The sequence below is a fragment of the Mycolicibacter senuensis genome (genome assembly GCF_002101885.1).
In the GTDB taxonomy this organism is placed as follows: Bacteria; Actinomycetota; Actinomycetes; order Mycobacteriales; family Mycobacteriaceae; genus Mycobacterium; species Mycobacterium senuense.
The window spans coordinates 13,754-35,064 of sequence record NZ_LQPS01000008.1 but is presented as its reverse complement, the minus strand read 5'-3'; the positions used below and the strand labels follow the sequence as shown (position 1 = coordinate 35,064).

The following is a 21,311-nucleotide window of genomic DNA, read 5'->3' as shown; positions in this document are numbered from 1 at the left end:
AGAGCCTAGGCGAGGGCCTCAACGACCCGGCGTCACCGTCGCCCGGCTGGTGCTCAGGGTGCGGTGGACCATCTCCTTGGCCGCCGCGATGACGGTGTCCGTATCCGGCTCGGCGTGCGCCAGGTAGGCAGCGTTCAGCAGGCCATCGACGGCGTAGTACAACAGCGCGGCGGTGGTGGGCGGATCGGTCACGGTCGCGGCCCCGGCTGCCACCGCCGCGGCAACGGTGTCGGCGAGCAGCGTGACGACTTTTGCATCAGCCTGGCGCAATTGGCGCAGCCCGTCGCCGGATGCTTGGGAGAACACCGCCCGGTGCAGAGCGGCATTGGCCATGTCGTAGCGGATCATCTGCTCGATCAGCGCATCGAGCGCTGCCGGCCACCCCGGTTCCGGAGGCATCGGTGCGGCGAGTTGGCCCCGCACGATGCCCAGGAAGGCATCGAGGTAGTCGGCCCACAGCCGCGCCAGCAGGTGATCTTTGGACTCGAAGTACAGGTAGAACGTTCCCTTGGCGACCTCGGCGGCGGCGGTGATCTTGTCCACCGTCAGCTCGGTCGGCCCATCTGCCAACAGCAGGTCCCGGGTCACCCCCAGCAGTTGGCGTTCCCGTTCTGCGGCGGGCAGCGTCGTGCGCCGTCTCCCGGATCCCTGCTGCCCCAAGACCTGTTCCTTTCCGCCCGACCGGTGCCGCCGTTGACAGCTCCGTAACGCCACCGCTACGGTAACATGACTGACGGTCAGTCAGTAGCTCGGATCGGTGAGCGGAGGAGCCCGTATGGCAACAACACCGGCAGCTACCGGTCAGGAGATCGCCGAAAGTCCCACCAGCCCGCTGAGCCTGATGGCGCTGGGCCGGGTGATTCTCGCCGGCGTGTCACTGGTCGCACCGCGAGGATTCGCCAAAATCCTCGGAGTCACACCGTGCCCCGAACTGACCTACATGACCAGGATCTATGGCGCGCGGGCGTTCGCGATGGGTCTGGGCTACCTCACCAGCGGCACCAAGGAACGCCGTCGCTGGAAGCGGCTCGCCCTGGTGGTCGACACCACCGACACCGTCAACGGTTTCGGCCACCTCGTGCGCCGCGATCTGCCGCTGCGCGCGGCCCTGAGCATGGTCGCCCTCACCGGGACCTATGCGGCCATCGGCGCCACGGAAGTCGCCGTCGAGCAGTTCGGCACACCCGCCTGACGCCGGCGTCGGGCTGTTCGCCCGGACCTACAGGTACTGGCCCAGGTTGGATTCGGTATCAATAGCGCGGCTCGCCGACGAACTCTTGCCGGTGACCAGGGTGCGGATGTAGACGATCCGCTCCCCCTTCTTGCCCGAGATCCGTGCCCAGTCATCGGGATTGGTGGTGTTGGGCAGATCCTCGTTCTCGGCGAACTCGTCGACGATCGAATCCAGCAGGTGCTGAATACGCAGACCGGGCTGACCGGTCTCCAGCACCGACTTGATCGCGTTCTTCTTCGCCCGGTCGACGACGTTCTGGATCATCGCCCCGGAGTTGAAGTCCTTGAAGTACATGACCTCTTTGTCACCGTTGGCGTAGGTGACCTCCAGGAACCGGTTGTCGTCGATCTCGGCGTACATCCGGTCGACGACCTTCTCGATCATCGCCTTGATGCAGGCCGCACGATCCCCGCCGAACTCGGCCAGGTCGTCGGCGTGCACCGGCAGCCCCACGGTGAGGTACTTGGAGAAGATGTCCTGGGCGGCTTCGGCGTCGGGGCGCTCGATCTTGATCTTGACGTCGAGACGGCCAGGCCGCAGGATCGCCGGGTCGATCATGTCCTCGCGGTTGGAGGCGCCGATCACGATGACGTTCTCCAGCCCCTCCACGCCGTCGATCTCACTGAGCAGCTGGGGAACCACCGTGGTCTCCACATCCGAGGAGACACCGGTGCCACGGGTGCGGAAGATCGAGTCCATCTCGTCGAAGAACACGATCACCGGCGTGCCCTCGGACGCCTTCTCCCGGGCCCGCTGGAAGATCAGCCGGATGTGGCGTTCGGTCTCGCCGACGAACTTGTTGAGCAGCTCCGGGCCCTTGATGTTGAGGAAGTACGACTTGGCCTCGTGAGCGTCGTCGCCGCGGACCTCGGCCATCTTCTTGGCCAGCGAGTTGGCCACCGCCTTGGCGATCAGCGTCTTACCGCAGCCGGGCGGGCCGTAGAGCAGCACACCCTTGGGCGGGCGCAGCGCGTACTCGCGGTAGAGCTCCTTGTGCAGGAAGGGCAGCTCCACAGCGTCGCGGATCTGCTCGATCTGGCGGCCCAGACCCCCGATGTCGCCGTAGCTGACGTCGGGCACCTCCTCGAGCACCAGATCCTCCACCTCGGCCTTGGGGATGCGCTCGAAGGCGTAGCCGGCCTTGGTGTCGACCAGCAGGGAGTCGCCGGGGCGCAGCTTGCGGGGCCGCCGGTCGTCCGAGTCGGTGTCCGGGTTGCGTTCGGGCAGGTCCTCTGCGACCAGCGGCTCGGCCAGCCACACGATGCGCTCCTCGTCGGCGTGGCCCACCACCAGCGCCCGATGGCCGTCGGCGAGCACCTCGCGCAGCGTCGAGATCTCCCCGACCGCCTCGTATGTTGTGGCCTCGACCACGGTCAGCGCCTCGTTGAGCCGCACCGTCTGGCCCTTCCTGAGGGTCGCGACCTCGATGTTGGGCGAGATGTTCAGCCGCATCCGGCGCCCCGAGGTGAACACGTCGACGGTCTCGTCCTCATGGGTTGCCAGCAGCACCCCGTACCCGCTGGGCGGCTGACCGAGCCGGTCGACTTCCTCACGCAGCGCCAGCAATTGCTGACGCGCCTCCTTGAGGGTGTCCATCAGCTTGGAATTGCGTGCGGTCAGCGAATCGATGTGCGCTTCGAGCTGACGGACGTCACGCCCGACGCGGGCAGTGTCCTGCGGCGCGTTGTCGAGTTGTTCGCGCAGCACCGCGGCCTCCCGGCGCAGCTCCTCCAGCTCCGCCAGGTCGTCGCCGGGCGTGCCGGATCCACTGGAAGCGTCGAAGGCCCCAGAACGCGCCGAGTCTCCCATGTTGTCCATGTTGCGCTCCTTTCCCGAACTGGAAGTTGAAGCGACGGATACCTCAACGCTACCGGCCATTGTGCATTCGCGTGCGCTGTGGCAATCCGACACACCGACGAACGCTGTTAGCCTGGGTGACGATTCAAGCCGTCGAAAGGATCTTTGTGACCGTGAAATACCTAGCCACAGGTATTGCAGCCGCCACGTTCGTGGGGGCAGCCGCAGCAGGTGTGACCTCGGTTGCAACCGTCTCCCCCCAGGTGCAATTGACGGTTTGGGGTGCGCCCCTGCCGCTGGAGCCGCCGGCCGCCATGCCGGCGCCCGAACAGTTGACCGACGTGCTGAACACCCTGGCCGACCCCGGCATCCCCGCCGCCGGCAAGTCCCACCTCATCGAGGGCGGCCTCGGCCCGGTCGAGAGCAGCGTGATGGACCGCAAGATGGCCAAGGGCGTCGCCAACGGCAAGTTCCCGCTGTCGATCAGCGTGGCCAACATCGCACCGGCCGGCCCGGGCGCGGCCACCGCGGATGTCACCGCCTCCGGGCCGCAGCTGGAGCCGCGTTCGGTCAACCTGATGTTCGTCGACCAGGGCGGCTGGAAGCTGTCCAAGACGTCGCTGATGACGCTGTCGCAGATGACTTCGTCCAACTGATGTCGAACTGATCGCCGATGTCCCGGCAGCGCATCGCCTTGAGCACCTTGGGTACCGCCCTGGCGGCGGTGCTGGCGCTGTCGGGCTGCGCCAGCCACCCGCAACCGGCTGAACCGCCGGCCGAGGTCTCGGTGACGGCGACGACAACGGTAGCGGCGCAACCGCCGTCGTCGCCGCTGCCTGCACCCGAGGCACTCACGGATGTGCTCTACCGGCTGTCCGATCCGGAGATTCCCGGCGCCGAGAAGGTCAGCCTCATCGAGAGCGCCAAGCCCACCGACGCCGCGACCATCGACAGGTTCGCCACCGCACTCAAAGACGGCGGTTACCTGCCGCTGCAGCTCGACGCCGCCGGAATCACCTGGTCGGACCGTCACCCGGGCAGCGTGACCGCCGACGTGACCGTCGACACCGCCAATCCCGACACCGGCGGGTTCGCATTCCCGATGGAGTTCACGCCGCGCGACGGCGACTGGCAGCTGTCGCAGGAGACCGCCAAGACCCTGCTGGCGTTCGGCAAGGCTCACGCCGGCTCGTCCACCGCGCCTCCCACGGCGACGCCGTAGCCATGTGGGTCGGCTGGTTGGAGTTCGACCTGCTGCTCGGTGACGTGCATTCCCTCAAGCAGAAGCGCTCGCTGGTGCGCCCGATCGTCGCGGAGTTGCGCCGCAAGTTCAATGTGTCGGCGGCAGAGACGGATTCGACCGATCTGCACCGGCGCAGCGGTGTCGGCGTGTCCGTGGTCTCCGGGGAGCGCCGACACGTGGTCGAGGTGCTCGATGCGGCCGAGCGGCTGGTGGCCGCCCGCCCGGAGATCGAGTTGCTGTCGGTGCGACGGGGATTCAGCCACAGTGACGACTGAGGTTGTCCCACTGGGCGATTCAGTCGGCGTAGGAAAGGGCCGAGAGGGAGGGCGATGAGCGGATGCCGAGCTGGCGCGACACCGTGACCGAACAGGCGCAGGCAGACCTTGACGGACTCACCGACGCCGCGGTCAACCTCGCCCTGGAGACCATCGCGGCCCGCGGCGAGTTCCTGCCCTTCGCGCTGGCGGTGTCCGTCGACGGTGAGCGCGTGGTGATCGCACCCGACGACCCGACATCAGCGAAGTCGACCGTCGTCGAACAACTGGCGGCGCAGTGGCGGGCGGTGACCGCGCTCAAGGACAGTCTGCGGGCCGCCGCCGTCGCCTTGAACGTCACGTTGAGCGATGCCCGCCGCGACGGGATCGAGGTCAGCGTCGAACACCGTGAGGGCGCCGCGATAGGGCTGATCTTCCCCTACACGACCGGCGCCGAGGGCACAGTGGAACTGGAGCCACCGTCGCAGCACGCCATGAATCCGCGCCTCTGGGGCCCCTGACCGTCGCAGCCCACCCGAGGTTCGCCGCTCACACCGGGCGTTTGCGTCCCAGCCGGGTCGGGGTCACCGTGCCCGGCGCCAGCCGGCGGGCGCAGACCAGGAACGCGGTGTGGCCGCGCATCGCATGCTGCGGGCGCACCGCCAGCCCGACGACGTTCCAGCCGCGTTGCATGGTCTCCCACGATCGCGGCTCGGTCCAGCACTGCTGTTCGCGCAGCGCCTCATTCACCTGGGAGAGCTGGGTGACGGTGGCGACGTAGATCACCAGCACTCCGCCGGGGATCAGCACCCGCGACACGACGTCGAGCACGTCCCACGGTGCGAGCATGTCCAGCACCACCCGGTCGATCGACCCGTCGGGCAGGTCGCAGTCGGCGACATCGCCCATCACCAGCCGCCAGTTGTCGGGCAGCTGCCCGACGAAGGTCTCGACATTGCGGCGGGCATGCTCGGCATGGTCGTCGCGCAGTTCGTAGGAGACCACCCGGCCCTCTGGCCCGACGGCCCGCAGCAAGGACAGGGTCAATGCGCCCGAGCCGGCGCCGGCCTCCAGCACCCGGGCCCCGGGGAAGATGTCGCCCTCGTGAATGATCTGTGCCGAATCCTTCGGGTAGATCACCTGCGCCCCGCGCGGCATCGACATCACGTAGTCGACCAGCAGCGGTCGCAGCACCAGGAACGGGTCACCGTTCGCGGACTTGACCACGCTGCCGTCCGGCAGCCCGATCACCTCGTCGTGCGGGATGGCGCCGCGATGGGTGTGGAAGTCACCGCCGGGGACCAGCACCGTGGTGTAGCGGCGGCCCTTGGCGTCGGTGAACTGGGCCCGGTCGCCTGCTTCGAAGATCCCGGATTCGGACACAGCCGTTCACCCTACGCAGCGTGTGAGGCGTGGGTGGTCGGAGCATGCCCGTAGGGTTCTGCCCATGAGTAGGCCTGCGTTGTCCCCGTCGCGGGCGGCCGACTTCAAGCAGTGCCCGCTGCTGTATCGGTTCCGGGCGATCGACCGGCTGCCCGAGCCGCCGTCGACGGCGCAACTGCGCGGCACCGTGGTGCACGGCGCACTCGAGCGCCTCTACGCACTGCCGGCCGCCCAGCGCGGCCCCGAGACGGCCCGCGTGCTGGCGGGACCGGCCTTGGAGCAGCTGGTCAGCGCCGAACCGGAGCTGGCGGTCGGGCTGGATGCCGAGCGGTTGCTGGCCGAAGCACGCAAGCTGCTGACCGGCTACTACCGGCTGGAGGATCCGCGCCGGTTCGATCCGCAGAGCTGTGAGCAACGCGTCGAGGTCGAACTCGCCGACGGGACGCTGCTGCGCGGTTTCGTCGACCGCATCGACGTCGCCCCGACCGGCGGGATGCGGGTGGTCGACTACAAGACCGGCCGGGCGCCGTCGCCGGGCAGCGCCTCGGCCCAGTCGAAGGCACTGTTCCAGATGAAGTTCTACGCGGTGGCGCTGCTGCGGTCACGCGGGGTGCTACCGGCACAGCTGCGGCTGATCTACCTGGCCGACGGCCAGCTCCTGGACTACTCCCCCGACCACGCTGAGCTGCTGCGCTTTGAGAAGACCCTGATCGCGATCTGGCGCGCCATCCAAACCGCCGGTGCCACAGGCGATTTCCGGCCGAATCCGTCGCGGTTGTGCGATTGGTGCGCGCACCGCGCGTTGTGTCCGGCGTTCGGCGGGACCCCGCCGGCCTATCCCGGCTGGCCGATGGACGGCGCGGCGTGAACGGCAGCTACTACCACCGGGCCGCCGGGTCCGACGGCGTCTACGAATCCAGCGATCTCACCCGCAGTAACTGGGGGCAGCTGCAGCACGGCTCTCCCCCGCTGGCGCTGCTCACCCGGGAGATCGAGCGGCTGCTCCCCGAGGGGCAGCGGATCGCTCGGCTGGGCCTGGACATCCTGGCGGCGATACCGGTGGCCCCGGTACGGGTGCAGGCCCGGGTGCAGCGGCCGGGTCGGCGAATCTGTCTGCTCGAAGCCGAGATGCACACCGTGGACGACGACGACCGGCCGGTGGCGCGGGTGAGCGCGTGGGCGCTGGCCACCGGCGACACCTCCGCGGTGGCCTCCGACCGGTACCCGCCGCTGGTCGACGGACCGTCGCAGCCGCCGCCGGAATGGTTCGCCCAGGCCAGCGGCTACGCCCGATCGGCGGACTGGCGCCTGCTGCCGGACTCGGCCGACGGCGCTGCGGTGTCCTGGCTGAGCCCGCGGGTGCACCTGGTCGACAGCGAGCAGACCACCGCCCTGCAGCGGCTGGCGATGGTGGTCGACTCGGCGAACGGGGTCGGCGCCGCGCTGGACGTCGACGAGTACATGTTCATGAACACCGACACCGTCGTGCATCTGCACCGGGAGCCGGCCGGGGAGGATTTCGGGCTGCGGGCCCGCGCCTCGATCGGGCCGGACGGGATCGGCGTGACCACCGCGGAATTGTTCGACCGCAGCGGGTTCATCGGAACGTCGGCGCAGGCGTTGCTGGTGCAGCGGCGCTGAACGTCTCAGCTCACAGCACAGCGGTGTACGCGGCGATCGCGATGCCACCCAGCACCGCCACGCTGTCCTCCACCAGCGCGATCGGCAGGTCGCGGCCGCCGCTGACGGCGACCAGGCGCTGCCGCACGGCGAAACCGGCCAGCGTGCCGATCACCGCACCGATAATGCCCGCGCCCAGAGACGTCCAGGTGTAGTTCCAGGCCGTGCCGAGCACCGCACCGGCGAACCCGCCCAGCACGATCCGGGCGGCGAACGACAGGGGCATCGTGCGGTTCGGGGTCTTGGGCAATTTATCGCTGACGAGTTCACCGACGGCCAGCACCGTCAGGATGGTGACGGTCGCCGGGTGACTCAACCACTGAGCCCAGGTGCCGTCCAGGTTGATCCAGTGCAGCGCGGCCGCCCAGGCCATCACGGCCGGCGCGGTCAGCGCACGCAGTCCGGCGACGACACCGATCAACAGCGCGAGGAGCAGCACGATGAAATGCGTCACTAGAGCCTCCTAGGTTCTCCCGGACGCTAACACGTCGACAACTCCCCGACCTGCACTGATCAAATTCGGCAGAATCTGATGTCCGAGGCGAGGATGGCTTTGGCCCCGATGGCGGCCAGTTCGTCCATGATCGCGTTGACCTGGCGGCGCGGCACCAGCGCGCGAACCGCCACCCAGTCCGGCTCGGCCAGCGGGGCGATGGTCGGTGACTCCAGGCCCGGAGTGATCGCGGCAGCCTGCTCGAGAGCCGCACGCGGACAGTTGTAGTCCAGCATCAGGTACTGCTGGCCGAAGACCACGCCGCGCACCCGGCCCGCCAGTTGGTCACGGGCCGCGGCCGTCTGTTCACTGCGGCCGTTCGGCTCGGCGGCCTCGATGAGCACCGCCTCCGAATCGCACAGTGTCTCACCGAAGGCCACCAGATCATGCTGGCGCAGGGTGCGGCCCGATCCGACCACGTCGGCGATCGCGTCGGCCACCCCGAGCTGTATCGAGATCTCCACGGCGCCGTCCAGACGGATGACGGTCGCATCGATTCCCTTGGCCGCCAGGTCTTTCCGAACGAGATTGGGATAGGCGGTGGCGATCCGCTTGCCGGCCAGATCCGCCACGGTCCAGTCCCGCCCGGCGGGAGCGGCGTACCGGAACCGCGACGAGCCGAATCCCAGTGCCAGCCGTTCGCGCACCGGCGCGGTGGATTCCAGGGCCAGATCCCGGCCGGTGACCCCGAGGTCCAGCTCCCCCGACGCGACGTAGATGGCGATGTCCTTGGGCCGCAGGAAGAAGAACTCCACCTTGTTGGACGGATCGAGGACCGTCAGGTCCTTGGCGTCGGTGCGGCTGCGGTAGCCGGCCTCCGCCAGCATCGCCGCGGCGGACTCACTGAGCGCCCCCTTGTTGGGGACCGCGACACGCAACATGTTCACAGCTTCCGATACACGTCGGACAGCGTCAGCCCGCGCGAGATCATCAGGACCTGGGCCCAATACAGCAGCTGACTGATCTCGCCGGCCAGTGCGTCATCGGACTCGTGCTCGGCGGCCAGCCACACTTCGCCGGCCTCCTCCAGAATCTTCTTGCCGATGGCGTGTACCCCGGCGTCCAGCGCGGCGACGGTGGCGCTGCCGGCCGGTCGGGTTGCGGCGCGCTCACCGAGTTCGACGAACAGCTCCTCGAAGGTCTTCACGAGCAGGGATTGTTTCATGCCCGGTCACGGGCAGTCACGGCAGTTTCGCTGCATCGCGCTTCCGGCGCCGGGGCGAGCGTGCACAGCCCGGCAGCTTTCACGGCGTGTCGGCGGGCAGCCATGCACCCTCGCGAGGGGAAGACAGCCGGGTGTAGATCTCGTGCAGGTCCGCCAGCCCGAGCCCGGCCAGCGACCCCACCTGGTGACGCATCGCGCCGAGCGGCACCGGTATCGCATTGGGCGCCACCAGCACCGCACAGCCCGCCGCCTCGGCCGAGGCCGCCCCGGTCGGCGAGTCCTCCACGGCCAGACACCGGCGCGGATCCAGCTCCAGCAGCTGCGCGGCCCGCCGATAGGGGTCCGGTGCCGGTTTGCCGCGGGCCACCTCGTCCCCGCAGACCACGACCGCGAAATAGTGCCGGCCGATGCTGTCCAGCGCCCGCTCGGCCAGCATCCGCGGGGTGTTGGTCACCAGCGCCATGGGCAGGGCCGCCGCCGCCAGTCCATCCAGCAGTTCGCGGGCGCCGTCGCACCAGGGCAGGCCCGCGTCGAAGAGCTCGCCGGTGTAGGCGTGCAGCCAGCGCGCCGACTCCGCCATCGCCGCCGGGTCCGGTTCCAGGCCCAGGTCGTCGTAGACGATCCGCATGGTGTTCTCCGCGCAGCCGCCGACGGTCGCCGCCCGCACCTCTGGCCGCAGCACCCCGCCGAGGCGGTCATAGAGCGCATCCATCGCGACATCCCAGAGCTTCTCGGAATCGACCAGGGTGCCGTCCATGTCGCACAGCACCGCGCGCAACTCACCCATCAGGGCAGCCTCTCAGGACTCAGTCCTCCGGGTTGTAGCCGAGGTTGGAGCCGAGCCAGCGCTCGGCTTCGGCCAGCGTCCAGCCCTTGCGCTTCGCATAGTCGGCGACCTGGTCCTGGGCCAACCGGCCGATCACGAAGTACTGCGACTGCGGATGCGAGAAATACAGGCCGCTGACGGCGGCACCGGGCCACATCGCCATCGAATCGGTCAGCTCGATGCGGGTCCGTTCCTGGACGTCCATCAACTTCCAGATCGTCGCCTTCTCGGTGTGCTCCGGGCAGGCCGGGTAGCCCGGGGCAGGGCGGATCCCCTGGTATTTCTCGGCGATGAGCGCGTCGTTGTCCAATGCCTCGTCGGGCTGGAATCCCCAGAACTCCTTGCGAACCCGCTGGTGCATCCGTTCGGCGAAGGCCTCCGCCAGCCGGTCGGCGACCGACTCCAGCAGGATCGCGCTGTAGTCGTCGAGCGCTTCCTTGAACTCTGCGATCTTCTCGCCGCTGCCGAGCCCCGCGGTGACGGCGAAGGCGCCGATGTAGTCGGCCAGACCCGTTTCTTTGGGGGCGATGTAGTCGCCCAGCGACCGGTTCGGGATACCCGGCCGGTGCGCGCCCTGCTGGCGCAGGTTATGGAACATGGTCAACACCTCGGTACGGGTGTCGTCGGTGTAGACCTCCACATCGTCGCCGACTGCGTTGGCCGGGAAGAACCCGATCACCGCGTTGGCCGTCAGCCACTTCTCCTCGATCGCGGTGTCGAGCATCTGCTGGGCCTCGGTGTACAGCTTGCGGGCGGCCTCGCCGGAAGCCGGGTTGTTGAGGATGTCGGGAAAGCGGCCCTTCATCTCCCAGGCGTTGAAGAACGGCTGCCAGTCGATGTACTCGCGCAACTCGGCGAGGTCGTAATCAAGAAATTCCCGCACTCCGGTCCCTATAACGGGCACCGGCGGCGTATAGCCGTCCCACTCGATGGGCGTCCGGTTGGCGCGGGCCTTCTCCAACGGCACCATCGGTCGCTCGTTCTTCTGGGCGTGCCGTTCCCGCAGCGACGCATAGTCGGCCGCGGTCGATTCCAGCAGCGCCGGGCGCTGCTTGTCGTCGAGCAGCGCGGCAACGACCGGAACGGAGCGCGACGCGTCCTTGACCCAGATCACCGGAGCACTACGACGCGGCGCGATCTTCACGGCCGTGTGGGCGCTCGAGGTGGTCGCCCCGCCGATCAAAAGAGGGATCTCCAGGCCTTCGCGTTCCATCTCGGCGGCGAAACCGGCCATCTCCTCCAGCGACGGGGTGATCAGGCCGGAGAGGCCGACCATGTCGGCGTCGTACTCCCTGGCCGCAGTCAGGATCTTCTCGGCGGGCACCATCACCCCGAGGTCGACGACGGTGTAGTTGTTGCACTGCAACACGACCCCGACGATGTTCTTGCCGATGTCGTGGACATCGCCCTTGACTGTCGCCATCACGATCGTGCCGTTGGTGTGATCGGCTTCGCCGGGCTGCTTCTCGGCCTCGATGTAGGGCAGCAGGTAGGCCACGGCCTTCTTCATCACCCGGGCCGACTTCACGACCTGGGGCAGGAACATCTTGCCGGCGCCGAAGAGGTCGCCGACGACGTTCATGCCGTCCATCAGCGGGCCCTCGATGACCTCGATCGGCCGGCCACCGGCGGCGGCGATCTCGGCCCGCAGCTCTTCGGTGTCCTCATCGACGTGCGCGTCGATGCCCTTGACCAGGGCGTGCGTGATCCGCTCGCGGGCCGGGAGGTTGCGCCACTCCGCAAGATCCGCGTCGCGGGTTCCTTCCCCGGAGGAGTTGAACCGTTCGGCGATCTCCAGCAGCCGCTCGGCCGCGTCCGCGCGGCGGTTCAGCACGACGTCCTCGATGCGCTCGCGCAACTCGGCGTCGATCGAGTCGTAGGGCACCAGCGCTCCGGCGTTGACGATGCCCATGTCCAGGCCGGCCTTGATGGCGTGGTAGAGGAACACCGCGTGAATGGCCTCGCGGACCGGGTTGTTGCCCCGGAACGAGAACGACACGTTCGAGATGCCCCCGGAGATGTGCACCCCGGGCAGGTTCTCCTTGATCCAGGCGCAGGCCTCGATGAAGTCGATCCCGTAGGTCGCGTGCTCCTCGATGCCGGTCGCCAGCGCGAAGCAGTTCGGGTCGAAGATGATGTCCTCGGCCGGGAAGCCGACCTGCTCGGTCAGTACCCGGTAGGCGCGCCCGCAGATCTCCTTGCGGCGCTCCAGGTTATCGGCCTGGCCCTGCTCGTCGAAGGCCATCACCACCACGGCGGCGCCGTACTTGCGGCACAGCCGGGCCTCGCGGATGAATTTTTCCTCGCCCTCCTTCATGGAGATCGAGTTGACGATCGGCTTGCCCTGCACGTTCTTGAGGCCCGCCTCGATGACCTCCCACTTGGAGGAGTCGATCATCACCGGGACGCGGCTGATGTCCGGTTCGCTGGCGATCAGTTTGGTGAAGCGGTCCATCGCGGCGACGCCGTCGATCATGCCCTCGTCCATGTTGATGTCGATGACCTGCGCACCGACCTCGACCTGCTGTAAGGCGACCGACAGGGCGGTGTCGTAGTCCTCGGCCTTGATCAGGTTGCGGAACCGGGCCGAGCCGGTGATGTTGGTGCGCTCACCGATGTTGACGAACAGCGAGTCGTCGGTGATGTTGAGCGGTTCCAGGCCGGCGAGCCGGGTGGCGAGGCCGATCTTCGGCAGCTCGCGCGGCGGCTTGCCCTCGACGACCTTGGCGATCTCGGCGATGTGCTCCGGCGCGGTGCCGCAGCAACCACCGACCAGGTTCACCAGGCCGGCCTCGGCGAACTCGGCGATGTAGCTGGCCTGCCGCTCCGGGTCCTCGTCGTACTCGCCGAAGGCATTGGGCAGGCCGGCGTTGGGGTAGCAGGACACGTGGGTGTCGGCGATGCGCGCCATCTCGGCGATGTAGGGCCGCATCTCCGGCGCGCCCAGGGCGCAGTTGAGGCCGACCGCGATGGGCTTGGCGTGCCGGATCGAGTTCCAGAACGCCTCGGTGACCTGCCCCGACAACGTGCGCCCGGACGCGTCGGTGATGGTGCCGGAGATGATGACCGGCCAGCGGCGGCCGCGCTCCTCGAACAGCGTCTCGACGGCGAACACGGCGGCCTTGGCGTTCAGCGAGTCGAAGATCGTCTCGATGAGGATGAGGTCGGCGCCACCGTCGACCAGACCGTTGGCGGCTTCGAGGTAGGCGGCGACCAACTGGTCGTAGGAGATGTTGCGGGCGCCGGGGTCGTTGACGTCCGGCGAGATCGACGCCGTGCGCGTCGTCGGCCCGATCGTGCCGGCCACATAGCGGGGCTTGTCGGAGGTGCGGTATTCATCTGCGGCCTTGCGGGCCAGGGCGGCTCCCGCATAGTTCAGCTCATAGCTGAGGTCCGCCATGTCGTAGTCCGACAGCGAGATCGCGTTCGCGTTGAAGGTGTTGGTCTCCAGGATGTCGGCGCCCGCCTCGAGATACTCGCGGTGGATGCCCTCGATGATCTCCGGTTGCGTCAAAGTGAGCAGGTCGTTGTTGCCCTGCAGTGGGCTCGGCCACTCGCTGAACCGCTCGCCGCGGTAACCGGCCTCGTCCGGCCGGTCGCGCTGGATCGCCGTACCCATCGCGCCGTCGATCACCACGATCCGCCGACGCAGTTCCGCCGTCAGCTCGTCGGTGCAGTCGGGCCGGAGATTGGGTTCAAAATTGTTCACGCGGGTCCCTTCCATGACGGAAGGCGTCCTTAACTCCGTCGAGCGTGGCGGCTACCGGTGTGAAGACCGGCGAACCGTTGCAACGCCTCTCGACGCCGAAAAGTCTACTTGCTCACCCGGCATGGGGACGAATCCCCCGACGACCAAGCCGACTCAGCCGGTCCGGTACGGCCCGTGATCTCCGCACAGGCCTTACCCTGGCGGTGTGACCCGACCGGATGACGGCACCGCGCTTCCCGACCTGCACGACACCATCGTGGTGGCTGCGTTCGAGGGCTGGAATGACGCGGGCGACGCCGCCAGCGATGCGGTGCAGCACCTGCACGACATCTGGGAAGCCCAGTTGATCGTCGACATCGACGACGAGGCGTACTACGACTACCAGGTGAATCGGCCGGTGATCCGCCAGCTCGACGGTGTCACCCGCGAACTGGTGTGGCCGTCGATGCGGGTCTCCCACTGCCGGCCACCGGGCAGCGACCGCGACGTGGTGCTGATGCACGGCGTCGAACCCAACATGCGCTGGCGGACGTTCTGCGCCCAGCTCCTGGCGGTCATCGAGCAACTCGACGTCGACACCGTGGTGATCCTGGGCGCGCTGCTGGCCGACACGCCGCACACCCGGCCGGTGCCGGTCTCCGGGGCGGCCTACTCGCCGGACTCGGCCACCCGATTCGGTCTGACCGAGACCCGCTATGAGGGCCCGACCGGGATCACCGGGGTCTTTCAGGACGCCTGCGTGGCGGCCGGGATTCCGGCGGTGACGTTCTGGGCGGCAGTGCCGCACTACGTCTCGCAGCCGCCCAATCCCAAGGCGACGGTCGCACTGCTGCGCCGCGTCGAGGACGCCCTGGACATCGAGGTGCCGCTGGGTGATCTGCCTGCGCAAGCCGAGGAGTGGGAGCTGGCGATCACCGAGATGGCCAGCGAGGACGAGGAGATCGCCGACTACGTCACCTCACTGGAGGAGCGCGGCGACGCCGAGGTCGACATGACCGATGCGCTCAACAAGATCGACGGCGACGCGCTGGCCGCGGAGTTCGAGCGCTATCTGCGGCGCCGCCGGCGCTGACCTACTTTTCGACCTTTTCGACGGCCTCGTTGTAGGCGCTGGTCGAACGGCCCAGCGCGGCGACCTCGGCGTCCATCCGGGGCATCATTTCGCCGGCCACCTTGGCGATCGGGGACTCCCCGACCGGGCTGGACAGCAGCGGCTTGAGCCAGCGGAACAACCCCACCCAGCGCGGGCAGTAGACCCGGGTCCGGCGGTTCTCGATCCCGTCGACGAACGCGTCGGCGCATTCGGCCACTGACGTGGTCTTGTTCAGCGGCCAGGGCAGTTTGGCCAGCAGCTCGCCGAACGTGGACAGATCAGACTTGGTGTCGCGCACCAGCGCGGTGTCGATCCAGGACATGTGCGCCGAGCCGACGGTCACCCCCAGGTGGGCGGCCTCCAGGCGCAGCGCGTTGGCCAGGTGCTCGACACCGGCCTTGGAGGCGTCGTAGGGGATCATGCCCGGCGCGGCGGCGAACGCCGCCAGCGACGACACGATCAGCACGTAGCCGCGGCGTTCGGCGATAGCCGGCAGCGTGGCCCGCACCGTGTTGAACACCCCGACCAGGTTGACGTCGATCACACGCTGAAACGCCTCGGGGTCGACGGCCAGCAGCGAGCCGTAGCTGGCGATGCCGGCGTTGGCCACCACGGTGTCGATCCGGCCGAAGCGTTCGACGGCCTGCTCGGCTGCGGCCTGCATGGCAGCCAGGTCACGCACATCGGCGGCCGCCGTCAGCACCCGGTCGCCGCCGAGCTCGGCGGCGAACGCCGTCAGCTGCTCGTCGTCCAGGTCGGTCAGCACCAGCTTGGCGCCCTGGGCGTGCAGCCGGCGGGCCGCCTCGGCGCCGATACCGTGCGCGCCGCCGGTGATGAAGATGACTTGGGAGTGAATCGCAACCATGCGGCCAAACTACCCCCGGCGCAAGCGGCTCAGAGCGCCACGCCCAGCAGTGCGTCGACCGCCGTGGCCACCAGCGCCGGGGTGGTGGTGTCGTGACCGCCGTACTCCAGTGCGTCGGTCACCCAACCGTCCAGCGCGGCAAGCGCCTGCACGGTGTCCAGGTCGTCGGCGAGGTAACGGCGCAACCGGGCGATCACGTCGTCGGCGGCCGGGCCGGCGGGCAAGGTGGTCGCGGCCCGCCAGCGGGCCAGCCGCGCCTGGGCGGCCGCCAGTATCTCGTCGTCCCAGAACCGGTCGCTGCGGTAATGCCCGGCCAGCAGGCCCAACCGGATCGCAGCCGGCTCCACGCCCTGAGCGCGCAGTTTGGACACCAGCACCAGGTTGCCTCGGCTCTTGGACATCTTGTGCCCGTCCCAGCCGATCATCCCGGCGTGCACGTAGTGCCGGGCGAAGCGCCGCTCCCCGGTGAGGGATTCGGCGTGCGCGGCGGAGAACTCGTGGTGCGGGAAGATCAGGTCGGACCCGCCGCCCTGGATGTCGATTCCGCTGCCGATCCGGCTCAACGCGATCGCGGCGCACTCGACGTGCCAGCCGGGCCGTCCGGCGCCGAACGGCGCGGGCCAGCTGGGTTCGCCCGGCCGGGCGGCGCGCCACAGCAGGGCGTCGAGCGGATCGGTTTTGCCGGCCCGGTCGGGATCGCCGCCGCGCTCGCCGAACAGTTCCAGCATCGCGGCGCGGTCGAGGCCCGATTCGTAGCCGAACTGGTCGGTGGCGTCGGCACGGAAATAGACGTCCGCATGATCAGAGGAGGCGGGATCGACGACGTAGGCCGATCCGGAGGTCAGCATCTTCTCGACCACCTCGACGACCTCGTCGATCGCCTCGCTGGCGGCCACGTAATGCTGGGGCGGCAGTACCCGCAGCGCGGTCATGTCCGCCGCGAACAGCTCGACCTGGTCGGCCGCCAGCCGCTGCCAGTCCACCCCGTCGCGGTCGGCGCGTTCGAGCAGCGGGTCATCGACGTCGGTGACGTTCTGCACGTAGTCCACCCGGTGGCCGGCGTCCAGCCAGAGCCGGTGAATCAGGTCGAAGACCAGATAGGTGGCGGCGTGGCCCAGATGGGTGGCGTCATAGGGGGTGATGCCGCAGACGTACATGGTGGCCGTCGGGCCCGGCGACACCGGGCGGACCTGTCGGTCGGCGGTGTCATACAGACGCAGCGCCGGGCCGTGCCCGGGCAGTGCCGGAACGGCCGGCGCGGACCACGATTGCATGCCCTCGACTGTAAGGCCCCACGTCTACAGCAATGTGCGCCGCATGGCGTCGAGCAGCGTCGGCGCCACCTCTGGCCGACACATCAGCAGGTCTGGCAGGTAGGGGTCGGGACGGTTGTAGAGCAGCGGCGAACCGTCGAGCCGGGAGGCGTGCAGCCCGGCCGCCCGCACCACACCGGCCGGGGCGGCTGAATCCCACTCCCACTGGCCGCCGGCGTGCAGGTAGGCGTCGACGTCACCGCGCACCACGGCCATCGCCTTGGCGCCCGCCGAACCCATCAGCACCGGTTCGACCGGCAGCACCTCCCGGATGATGCGCACCACCGCGGGCATCCGGGTGGCGCTGACCGCCACCCGGATCGGGTTCGGGACGCCGGCCGGCGCGGCGTTCGCGGTGACGGTGTCGGTGGCGAAGACGACGTTGCTCCTGTTGGCATAGGCCGGCAGCGACACCGCGGCGTCGGTGATGGCGCCCGGCCCCGCGCCGTCTCGCTGCCACAACGCGATGTGCACCGCCCAGTCCTCACGTCCGGGGGTGGTGAACTCACGGGTGCCGTCGAGCGGGTCGATGATCCAGACCCGGTCGGCCCGCAGCCGGGCCAGATCATCGGGCGACTCCTCGCTGAGCACCGCGTCGTCGGGGCGTACCTCCCGCAGCCGGCTGAGGATCAAACGGTTGGCGAGCGCATCCCCGGCGTCGCCGAGGCGCCACGGGTGGCCGAACCCCACCTCGTCGCGGACCTTGAGCAACAGCTTCCCGGCATCGACGGCCAGTTCGGCGGCCAGCACCGCGTCGGTCAGCGTCACGTCAGGAAGTATCCCCGACCCGGCTGGCAGGCCCCGCCGCGACTGTGCGGTTTGGTACGCCCGGAGCGAATTTTCCCGACCAGAACGCACACTCGCCGGGAGTGAAGGCGGTCAGAACGCCGGCCAGGGTATCGGGCGATGACTGTTCGGGCCGGGCATCACCGGATGTTCCAGCAGATCCTCGACGCGCCGGCGCAGCGCATCGATCTCGGCGCAGGTCAGGTGCGGTTCCAGGGTCTCGGTCAGCGGGCCGCCGAAGGCGTCCGACAGCCGGGTCAGCGCCGGCAGCAACTCCTCGTCGACCGGCTTGTCCGCCCACCCCCACAGCACGGTGCGCAACTTGTCTTGCGTGTGCAGGCTCACGCCGTGGTCGACGCCGTAGACGCCGCCGTCGGTGCCGCACAGGATGTGGCCGCCTTTGCGGTCGGCGTTGTTGATCACCACGTCGAACACCGCGATGCGACGCAACCGGGTGTCGTCGGCGTGCACCAGGGCGACCGGGTCTCCGTTGTGGCCGTAAGCCTGCAGCACCGGCAGGTAGCCGGCCGGAACCCGGTCGACGGGCACCACGTCCACCAGGCCGGGGGCCGACGCCAGCTCGTCTTCAGGTTGGTCCACCCACAGCTGCACCATGCCGGGACCGGCCGGGCCGCCGCGAATGATGGTGTAGGGCACCAGGTTCCAGCCCAGCTCGACCGAGATCAGGTGGGCGGCGAACTCGCGGCCGGCCAACGTGCCGTCCGGGAAGTCCCAGAGCGGCTGCTCACCGGCGATCGGCTTGTACACGCAGTGGGTGCGACGCTCGCCCAACGTCGCCTCGCACAGGAAGGTGGCGTTGCTCGCCGAGCGGATGCGGCCCAGGATCTCCAGCTCCCCGGAGCGCAACGCCTCCCTATCGTCAGATGCCGGAGTCATCGGGCTCGTCGTCGGGCCCGAATGCACCCCGCCGATAGCCGTTGGTGCGGACGCAGATGTGGCCGGCCGGATCCAGCGGCTCGTCGCAGAGCGGGCACGGCGGGCGGCCCGCGGAGATGACCCGGTTGGACCGGGTGGCGAACTGCCGCGCCGACTCCGGCGTCAGGAACACCCGCACCGCGTCCGGGCCCTCCTCGGTGTCGTCGAGCACCACCGACGCATCGAACTCGGTGTCGCTGACCGCGAGCAGTTCGACCACCACGGTCTGCGCCTCGGAGTCCCAGCCCAATCCCATGGTTCCGACCCGGAATTCGGCGTCCACCGGTGTCACCAGCGGGTTGAGGTCCTCGATCTCGGTGGGCTCCGGTGGTACCGGAGTACCGAATCGGCGGTTGACCTCCAACAACAGTGCACCGATCCGCTCGGCGAGCACCGCGACCTGCTGCTTCTCCAACACCACCGAGACCACCCGCTCGTCGTGCACCGCCTGCAGGTAGAAGGTGCGATTCCCGGGTTGGCCGACGGTCCCGGCCACGAAGCGGTCGGGTGTGCGAAAGACGTGGATTGCTCGGGACATGGCATCTCCAAAATACCGGCAGTCGGCGATGACACCGGTATCCCTGTCGACTAGGTGGTGGACCCACCGACGACGGCGTCGCTCGAAGAGCCGTCGGCGGGCGGCGAATTCTTGACCGCGGCGGCCAGTGACGCCCCGGTGTGATTGAGGTGGATGACGAACGGGCGCAACGGCGTGTAGCGGATCACGCTGGCCGACGCCGGGTCGGCGGTGATGCGCTGAAAACCGTCCAGGTGGACACCGAGGGCGTCGGCGATCACGGACTTGATCACGTCGCCGTGGGTGCAGGCCAGCCACAGCACGTCGGCGCCGTGCTGCTCGGCCAGCTCGCGGTCATGGTCGCGGACCGCGGCAACCGCGCGGGCCTGCACCTGCGCCAGCCCTTCGCCGCCGGGGAACACCGCCGCGCTGGGCTGCGCCTGCACCACTCGCCACAGCGGCTCGCCGGTCAGCTCGCTCATCTTGCGGCCGGTCCAGGTCCCGTAGTCGACCTCGGCGAGCCGATCGTCGATGAGCGGCTCCAGTCCGAGCGCGGCGGCCAGCGGCTCGACGGTGCTGCCGCAGCGCAGCAGCGGTGAGCGCACCAGCGCCCGGATGGGCAGGCCGGCGAGCCGGTCGACGAGCTGTGCGGCCTGCTCACGACCCAACGCGTCGAGCGCGACGCCTTCGGACCGCCCGGCCAGCACACCGGCGGTGTTCGCGCTGGACCGGCCGTGCCGGAGCAGGATGACCGTCATGATTGGGCCGCCAGCACCCCGGTGGCCAGCAGGACCAGGATCGTCGTCCCGACGACCACCCGATACCCGACGAACCAGTACATGCTGTGCGAGACCAGGAACCGCAGGAACCAGGACACCGCCGCCCAGCCGACCGCGAAGGCGATCAGGGTGGCCACCAACAGCTGCGGCCCGCTGGCGCTCATGCCCGTACCGGCCGGGTGAAACGCGTCGGGCAGCGAGAACAGCCCGGAGGCGAACACCGCCGGAATGGCCAGCAGGAAGCCGAAGCGGGCGGCCAACTCACGATCCAGGCCGGCGAACAAGCCGGCGCTGATCGTGGCGCCGGAGCGGGACACGCCGGGCACCAGCGCAAGGGTTTGCGCCGATCCCACCAGGACGGCATCACGCCAGGTCAGCTCTTTGGCGTGCCGGGTCTGGCGGCCGAGGTATTCGGCGGCGGCGATCACCGCCGAGAACACCACCAGCGCGGTGGCCACCACCCACAGGTTGCGCACCCCCGACCGGATCTGGTCGGTGAACACCAGGCCCAGCACGCAGATCGGGATGGTGCCGATGATGACGTACCAGCCCATCCGGTAGTCGACCTGGCGTTCGGCGGCCAGCGGCGTCTTGGCCAGCTTCGACGCCACCCCGGACAGCCACGCGGTGGCGATCCGGGCGATGTCCTTGGCGAAATAGACCAGCACGGCGGCCTCGGTGCCCAGCTGGGTCACCGCGGTGAACGAGGCACCGGCGTCACCGGCGAAGAACAACCGCGATACCAGGGCCAGATGCCCGGAGGACGAGACCGGCAGGAATTCGGTGAGCCCCTGGACGATCGCCAGGATGATGACCTGCGGCCATGACATCGCAGCCTCGAGTACCGACACGACGAAGACCGTACCGGGCGGGTCGCTCAGCGAGTCAGATCGGCTACCAGGTCGCGAACCGCGGCGGCCAGGCTGCGCTCGTCGGCGACGTCGATGTCGAACAGGTTCCGGCTCCCGGTGGCCACCACGTCCTCGTCGTGCGGGACCGGGCATTCCAGCATGGGCCGGTACACATCGACCACCAGCAGCTGCTGCTCGATGCGGAACGAGAAGCTACGCCCGTCACCGACCTGGCCGAACCCGCTCGCGAACGCGCCGGTCCAGATCTCCTCGACGAGAAAGTCCGAACATGCCAGTTGCCAGTCTTCGGCCACAGTCATGGCGGGAAGGTTACACCTAAGCGAACTTATAGTTACTCCGGACATGCCGATGCGGCGCCGGGCCTTC

At 68.8% G+C, this 21,311-nt stretch carries 24 protein-coding genes; 8 read left to right on the top strand and 16 right to left on the bottom strand.

The genetic code is table 11. From position 1 onward, the window contains the following. Positions 1–18: 18 nt before the first annotated feature. Positions 19–660 carry a TetR/AcrR family transcriptional regulator gene (locus tag AWC24_RS00825; RefSeq protein WP_085081616.1) on the bottom strand — a complete coding sequence of 214 codons (642 nt, stop codon included), beginning with the start codon at positions 658–660 and terminating at the stop codon, positions 19–21. A gap of 115 nt (positions 661–775) precedes the next feature. On the opposite strand from AWC24_RS00825, the gene AWC24_RS00820 reads away from it, so the two are divergent. Continuing rightward, a complete protein-coding gene (locus tag AWC24_RS00820; protein ID WP_085081615.1) occupies positions 776–1,192 on the top strand; it encodes a hypothetical protein in 417 nt (138 codons plus the stop codon). Positions 1,193–1,219: 27 nt separating this feature from the next. Here the strand turns inward: AWC24_RS00820 and arc are convergent, their stop codons facing one another. After that, complete coding sequence (gene arc, locus AWC24_RS00815; protein WP_085081668.1) at positions 1,220–3,043, bottom strand: proteasome ATPase; 1,824 nt, start codon at positions 3,041–3,043, stop codon at positions 1,220–1,222. Between the two features lie 155 nt (positions 3,044–3,198). Here arc and AWC24_RS00810 point away from each other — a divergent pair, with 155 nt between their 5' ends. The 4 genes from AWC24_RS00810 to AWC24_RS00795 all read left to right on the top strand — a co-directional run bounded on the left by AWC24_RS00810 (position 3,199) and on the right by AWC24_RS00795 (position 5,049). Beyond that, a complete protein-coding gene (locus AWC24_RS00810; RefSeq protein WP_085081667.1) occupies positions 3,199–3,687 on the top strand; it encodes an MTB12 family secreted protein in 489 nt (162 codons plus the stop codon). 17 nt (positions 3,688–3,704) lie between these two features. Continuing rightward, positions 3,705–4,253 (top strand): lipoprotein LppK, encoded by a 549-nt coding sequence (lppK, locus tag AWC24_RS00805; RefSeq protein ID WP_085081614.1) that lies wholly within the window; start codon positions 3,705–3,707, stop codon positions 4,251–4,253. Positions 4,254–4,255: 2 nt separating this feature from the next. Next, positions 4,256–4,549 (top strand): DUF503 domain-containing protein, encoded by a 294-nt coding sequence (locus tag AWC24_RS00800; protein WP_085081613.1) that lies wholly within the window; start codon positions 4,256–4,258, stop codon positions 4,547–4,549. Positions 4,550–4,611: 62 nt separating this feature from the next. Next, a complete protein-coding gene (locus tag AWC24_RS00795) occupies positions 4,612–5,049 on the top strand; it encodes a hypothetical protein (protein WP_085081612.1) in 438 nt (145 codons plus the stop codon). A 28-nt stretch (positions 5,050–5,077) separates the two neighbouring features. Here AWC24_RS00795 and AWC24_RS00790 read toward each other — a convergent pair whose 3' ends face one another. Beyond that, the gene (locus tag AWC24_RS00790) at positions 5,078–5,911 is read right to left on the bottom strand and encodes a tRNA (adenine-N1)-methyltransferase (protein ID WP_085081611.1); all 834 of its coding nucleotides are present in this window, start codon (positions 5,909–5,911) and stop codon (positions 5,078–5,080) included. A gap of 64 nt (positions 5,912–5,975) precedes the next feature. On the opposite strand from AWC24_RS00790, the gene AWC24_RS00785 reads away from it, so the two are divergent. After that, a complete protein-coding gene (locus tag AWC24_RS00785; protein WP_085081610.1) occupies positions 5,976–6,779 on the top strand; it encodes a RecB family exonuclease in 804 nt (267 codons plus the stop codon). Then, positions 6,776–7,552, top strand: coding sequence for a thioesterase family protein (locus AWC24_RS00780; RefSeq protein WP_085081666.1), 777 nt, complete (start codon positions 6,776–6,778; stop codon positions 7,550–7,552). The genes AWC24_RS00785 and AWC24_RS00780 overlap by 4 nt, the downstream gene beginning before the upstream one ends. 10 nt (positions 7,553–7,562) lie before the next feature. On the opposite strand, the gene AWC24_RS00775 is transcribed toward AWC24_RS00780, so the two are convergent. From AWC24_RS00775 to metH, 5 genes are all read right to left on the bottom strand, one after another. Further along, positions 7,563–8,045: a DUF4126 family protein gene (locus AWC24_RS00775; RefSeq protein WP_085081609.1), complete on the bottom strand. Its 483-nt coding sequence runs from the start codon at positions 8,043–8,045 to the stop codon at positions 7,563–7,565. A gap of 59 nt (positions 8,046–8,104) precedes the next feature. Continuing rightward, positions 8,105–8,965 carry an ATP phosphoribosyltransferase gene (gene hisG / locus AWC24_RS00770; RefSeq protein ID WP_085081608.1) on the bottom strand — a complete coding sequence of 287 codons (861 nt, stop codon included), beginning with the start codon at positions 8,963–8,965 and terminating at the stop codon, positions 8,105–8,107. Positions 8,966–8,967: 2 nt separating this feature from the next. Then, on the bottom strand, positions 8,968–9,249 hold the full coding sequence (locus AWC24_RS00765; RefSeq protein WP_085081607.1) for a phosphoribosyl-ATP diphosphatase: 282 nt from the start codon (positions 9,247–9,249) through the stop codon (positions 8,968–8,970). A gap of 79 nt (positions 9,250–9,328) precedes the next feature. Then, positions 9,329–10,027 carry an HAD family hydrolase gene (locus AWC24_RS00760; RefSeq protein ID WP_085081665.1) on the bottom strand — a complete coding sequence of 233 codons (699 nt, stop codon included), beginning with the start codon at positions 10,025–10,027 and terminating at the stop codon, positions 9,329–9,331. 28 nt (positions 10,028–10,055) lie between these two features. Beyond that, positions 10,056–13,799: a methionine synthase gene (metH, locus tag AWC24_RS00755; protein WP_085081606.1), complete on the bottom strand. Its 3,744-nt coding sequence runs from the start codon at positions 13,797–13,799 to the stop codon at positions 10,056–10,058. A gap of 190 nt (positions 13,800–13,989) precedes the next feature. Here metH and AWC24_RS00750 point away from each other — a divergent pair, with 190 nt between their 5' ends. Next, a complete protein-coding gene (locus tag AWC24_RS00750; protein ID WP_085081605.1) occupies positions 13,990–14,856 on the top strand; it encodes a PAC2 family protein in 867 nt (288 codons plus the stop codon). Between the two features lies 1 nt (position 14,857). Here the strand turns inward: AWC24_RS00750 and AWC24_RS00745 are convergent, their stop codons facing one another. The 8 genes from AWC24_RS00745 to AWC24_RS00710 form a co-directional block, all read right to left on the bottom strand. Then, a complete protein-coding gene (locus AWC24_RS00745) occupies positions 14,858–15,742 on the bottom strand; it encodes an SDR family oxidoreductase (RefSeq protein WP_085081604.1) in 885 nt (294 codons plus the stop codon). Positions 15,743–15,771: 29 nt separating this feature from the next. Further along, a complete protein-coding gene (gene mshC / locus AWC24_RS00740; protein ID WP_085081603.1) occupies positions 15,772–17,016 on the bottom strand; it encodes a cysteine--1-D-myo-inosityl 2-amino-2-deoxy-alpha-D-glucopyranoside ligase in 1,245 nt (414 codons plus the stop codon). A 24-nt stretch (positions 17,017–17,040) separates the two neighbouring features. Continuing rightward, the gene (locus AWC24_RS00735) at positions 17,041–17,823 is read right to left on the bottom strand and encodes a 3'(2'),5'-bisphosphate nucleotidase CysQ (RefSeq protein WP_109560270.1); all 783 of its coding nucleotides are present in this window, start codon (positions 17,821–17,823) and stop codon (positions 17,041–17,043) included. A gap of 111 nt (positions 17,824–17,934) precedes the next feature. Next, complete coding sequence (locus AWC24_RS00730) at positions 17,935–18,738, bottom strand: Rv2133c family protein (RefSeq protein WP_085081602.1); 804 nt, start codon at positions 18,736–18,738, stop codon at positions 17,935–17,937. Then, on the bottom strand, positions 18,722–19,315 hold the full coding sequence (locus tag AWC24_RS00725) for an Rv2134c family protein (protein ID WP_085081601.1): 594 nt from the start codon (positions 19,313–19,315) through the stop codon (positions 18,722–18,724). The genes AWC24_RS00730 and AWC24_RS00725 overlap by 17 nt, the downstream gene beginning before the upstream one ends. Positions 19,316–19,365: 50 nt before the next feature. After that, positions 19,366–20,052 carry a histidine phosphatase family protein gene (locus tag AWC24_RS00720; protein ID WP_085081600.1) on the bottom strand — a complete coding sequence of 229 codons (687 nt, stop codon included), beginning with the start codon at positions 20,050–20,052 and terminating at the stop codon, positions 19,366–19,368. Continuing rightward, entirely contained in the window at positions 20,049–20,903 is an 855-nt protein-coding gene (locus AWC24_RS00715) for an undecaprenyl-diphosphate phosphatase (protein WP_085081599.1), read from the bottom strand. Before AWC24_RS00715 ends, AWC24_RS00720 begins: the two co-directional genes overlap by 4 nt. Positions 20,904–20,950: 47 nt before the next feature. Then, positions 20,951–21,244 carry a hypothetical protein gene (locus tag AWC24_RS00710; RefSeq protein ID WP_085081598.1) on the bottom strand — a complete coding sequence of 98 codons (294 nt, stop codon included), beginning with the start codon at positions 21,242–21,244 and terminating at the stop codon, positions 20,951–20,953. Between the last annotated feature and the right edge of the window lie 67 nt (positions 21,245–21,311).

Excerpts from the sequence above, each read along its gene's own strand:
- AWC24_RS00820 (WP_085081615.1), top strand. The coding sequence starts at position 776 with ATGGCAACAACACCGGCAGCTACCGGTCAGGAGATCGCCGAAAGTCCC.
- arc (WP_085081668.1), bottom strand. The coding sequence starts at position 3,043 with ATGGGAGACTCGGCGCGTTCTGGGGCCTTCGACGCTTCCAGTGGATCC.
- lppK (WP_085081614.1), top strand. The coding sequence starts at position 3,705 with ATGTCCCGGCAGCGCATCGCCTTGAGCACCTTGGGTACCGCCCTGGCG.
- AWC24_RS00800 (WP_085081613.1), top strand. The coding sequence starts at position 4,256 with ATGTGGGTCGGCTGGTTGGAGTTCGACCTGCTGCTCGGTGACGTGCAT.
- AWC24_RS00795 (WP_085081612.1), top strand. The coding sequence starts at position 4,612 with ATGCCGAGCTGGCGCGACACCGTGACCGAACAGGCGCAGGCAGACCTT.
- AWC24_RS00785 (WP_085081610.1), top strand. The coding sequence starts at position 5,976 with ATGAGTAGGCCTGCGTTGTCCCCGTCGCGGGCGGCCGACTTCAAGCAG.
- hisG (WP_085081608.1), bottom strand. The coding sequence starts at position 8,965 with ATGTTGCGTGTCGCGGTCCCCAACAAGGGGGCGCTCAGTGAGTCCGCC.
- AWC24_RS00765 (WP_085081607.1), bottom strand. The coding sequence starts at position 9,249 with ATGAAACAATCCCTGCTCGTGAAGACCTTCGAGGAGCTGTTCGTCGAA.
- metH (WP_085081606.1), bottom strand. The coding sequence starts at position 13,799 with ATGGAAGGGACCCGCGTGAACAATTTTGAACCCAATCTCCGGCCCGAC.
- AWC24_RS00745 (WP_085081604.1), bottom strand. The coding sequence starts at position 15,742 with ATGGTTGCGATTCACTCCCAAGTCATCTTCATCACCGGCGGCGCGCAC.
- mshC (WP_085081603.1), bottom strand. The coding sequence starts at position 17,016 with ATGCAATCGTGGTCCGCGCCGGCCGTTCCGGCACTGCCCGGGCACGGC.
- AWC24_RS00730 (WP_085081602.1), bottom strand. The coding sequence starts at position 18,738 with ATGACTCCGGCATCTGACGATAGGGAGGCGTTGCGCTCCGGGGAGCTG.
- AWC24_RS00725 (WP_085081601.1), bottom strand. The coding sequence starts at position 19,315 with ATGTCCCGAGCAATCCACGTCTTTCGCACACCCGACCGCTTCGTGGCC.
- AWC24_RS00720 (WP_085081600.1), bottom strand. The coding sequence starts at position 20,052 with ATGACGGTCATCCTGCTCCGGCACGGCCGGTCCAGCGCGAACACCGCC.
- AWC24_RS00715 (WP_085081599.1), bottom strand. The coding sequence starts at position 20,903 with ATGTCATGGCCGCAGGTCATCATCCTGGCGATCGTCCAGGGGCTCACC.
- AWC24_RS00710 (WP_085081598.1), bottom strand. The coding sequence starts at position 21,244 with ATGACTGTGGCCGAAGACTGGCAACTGGCATGTTCGGACTTTCTCGTC.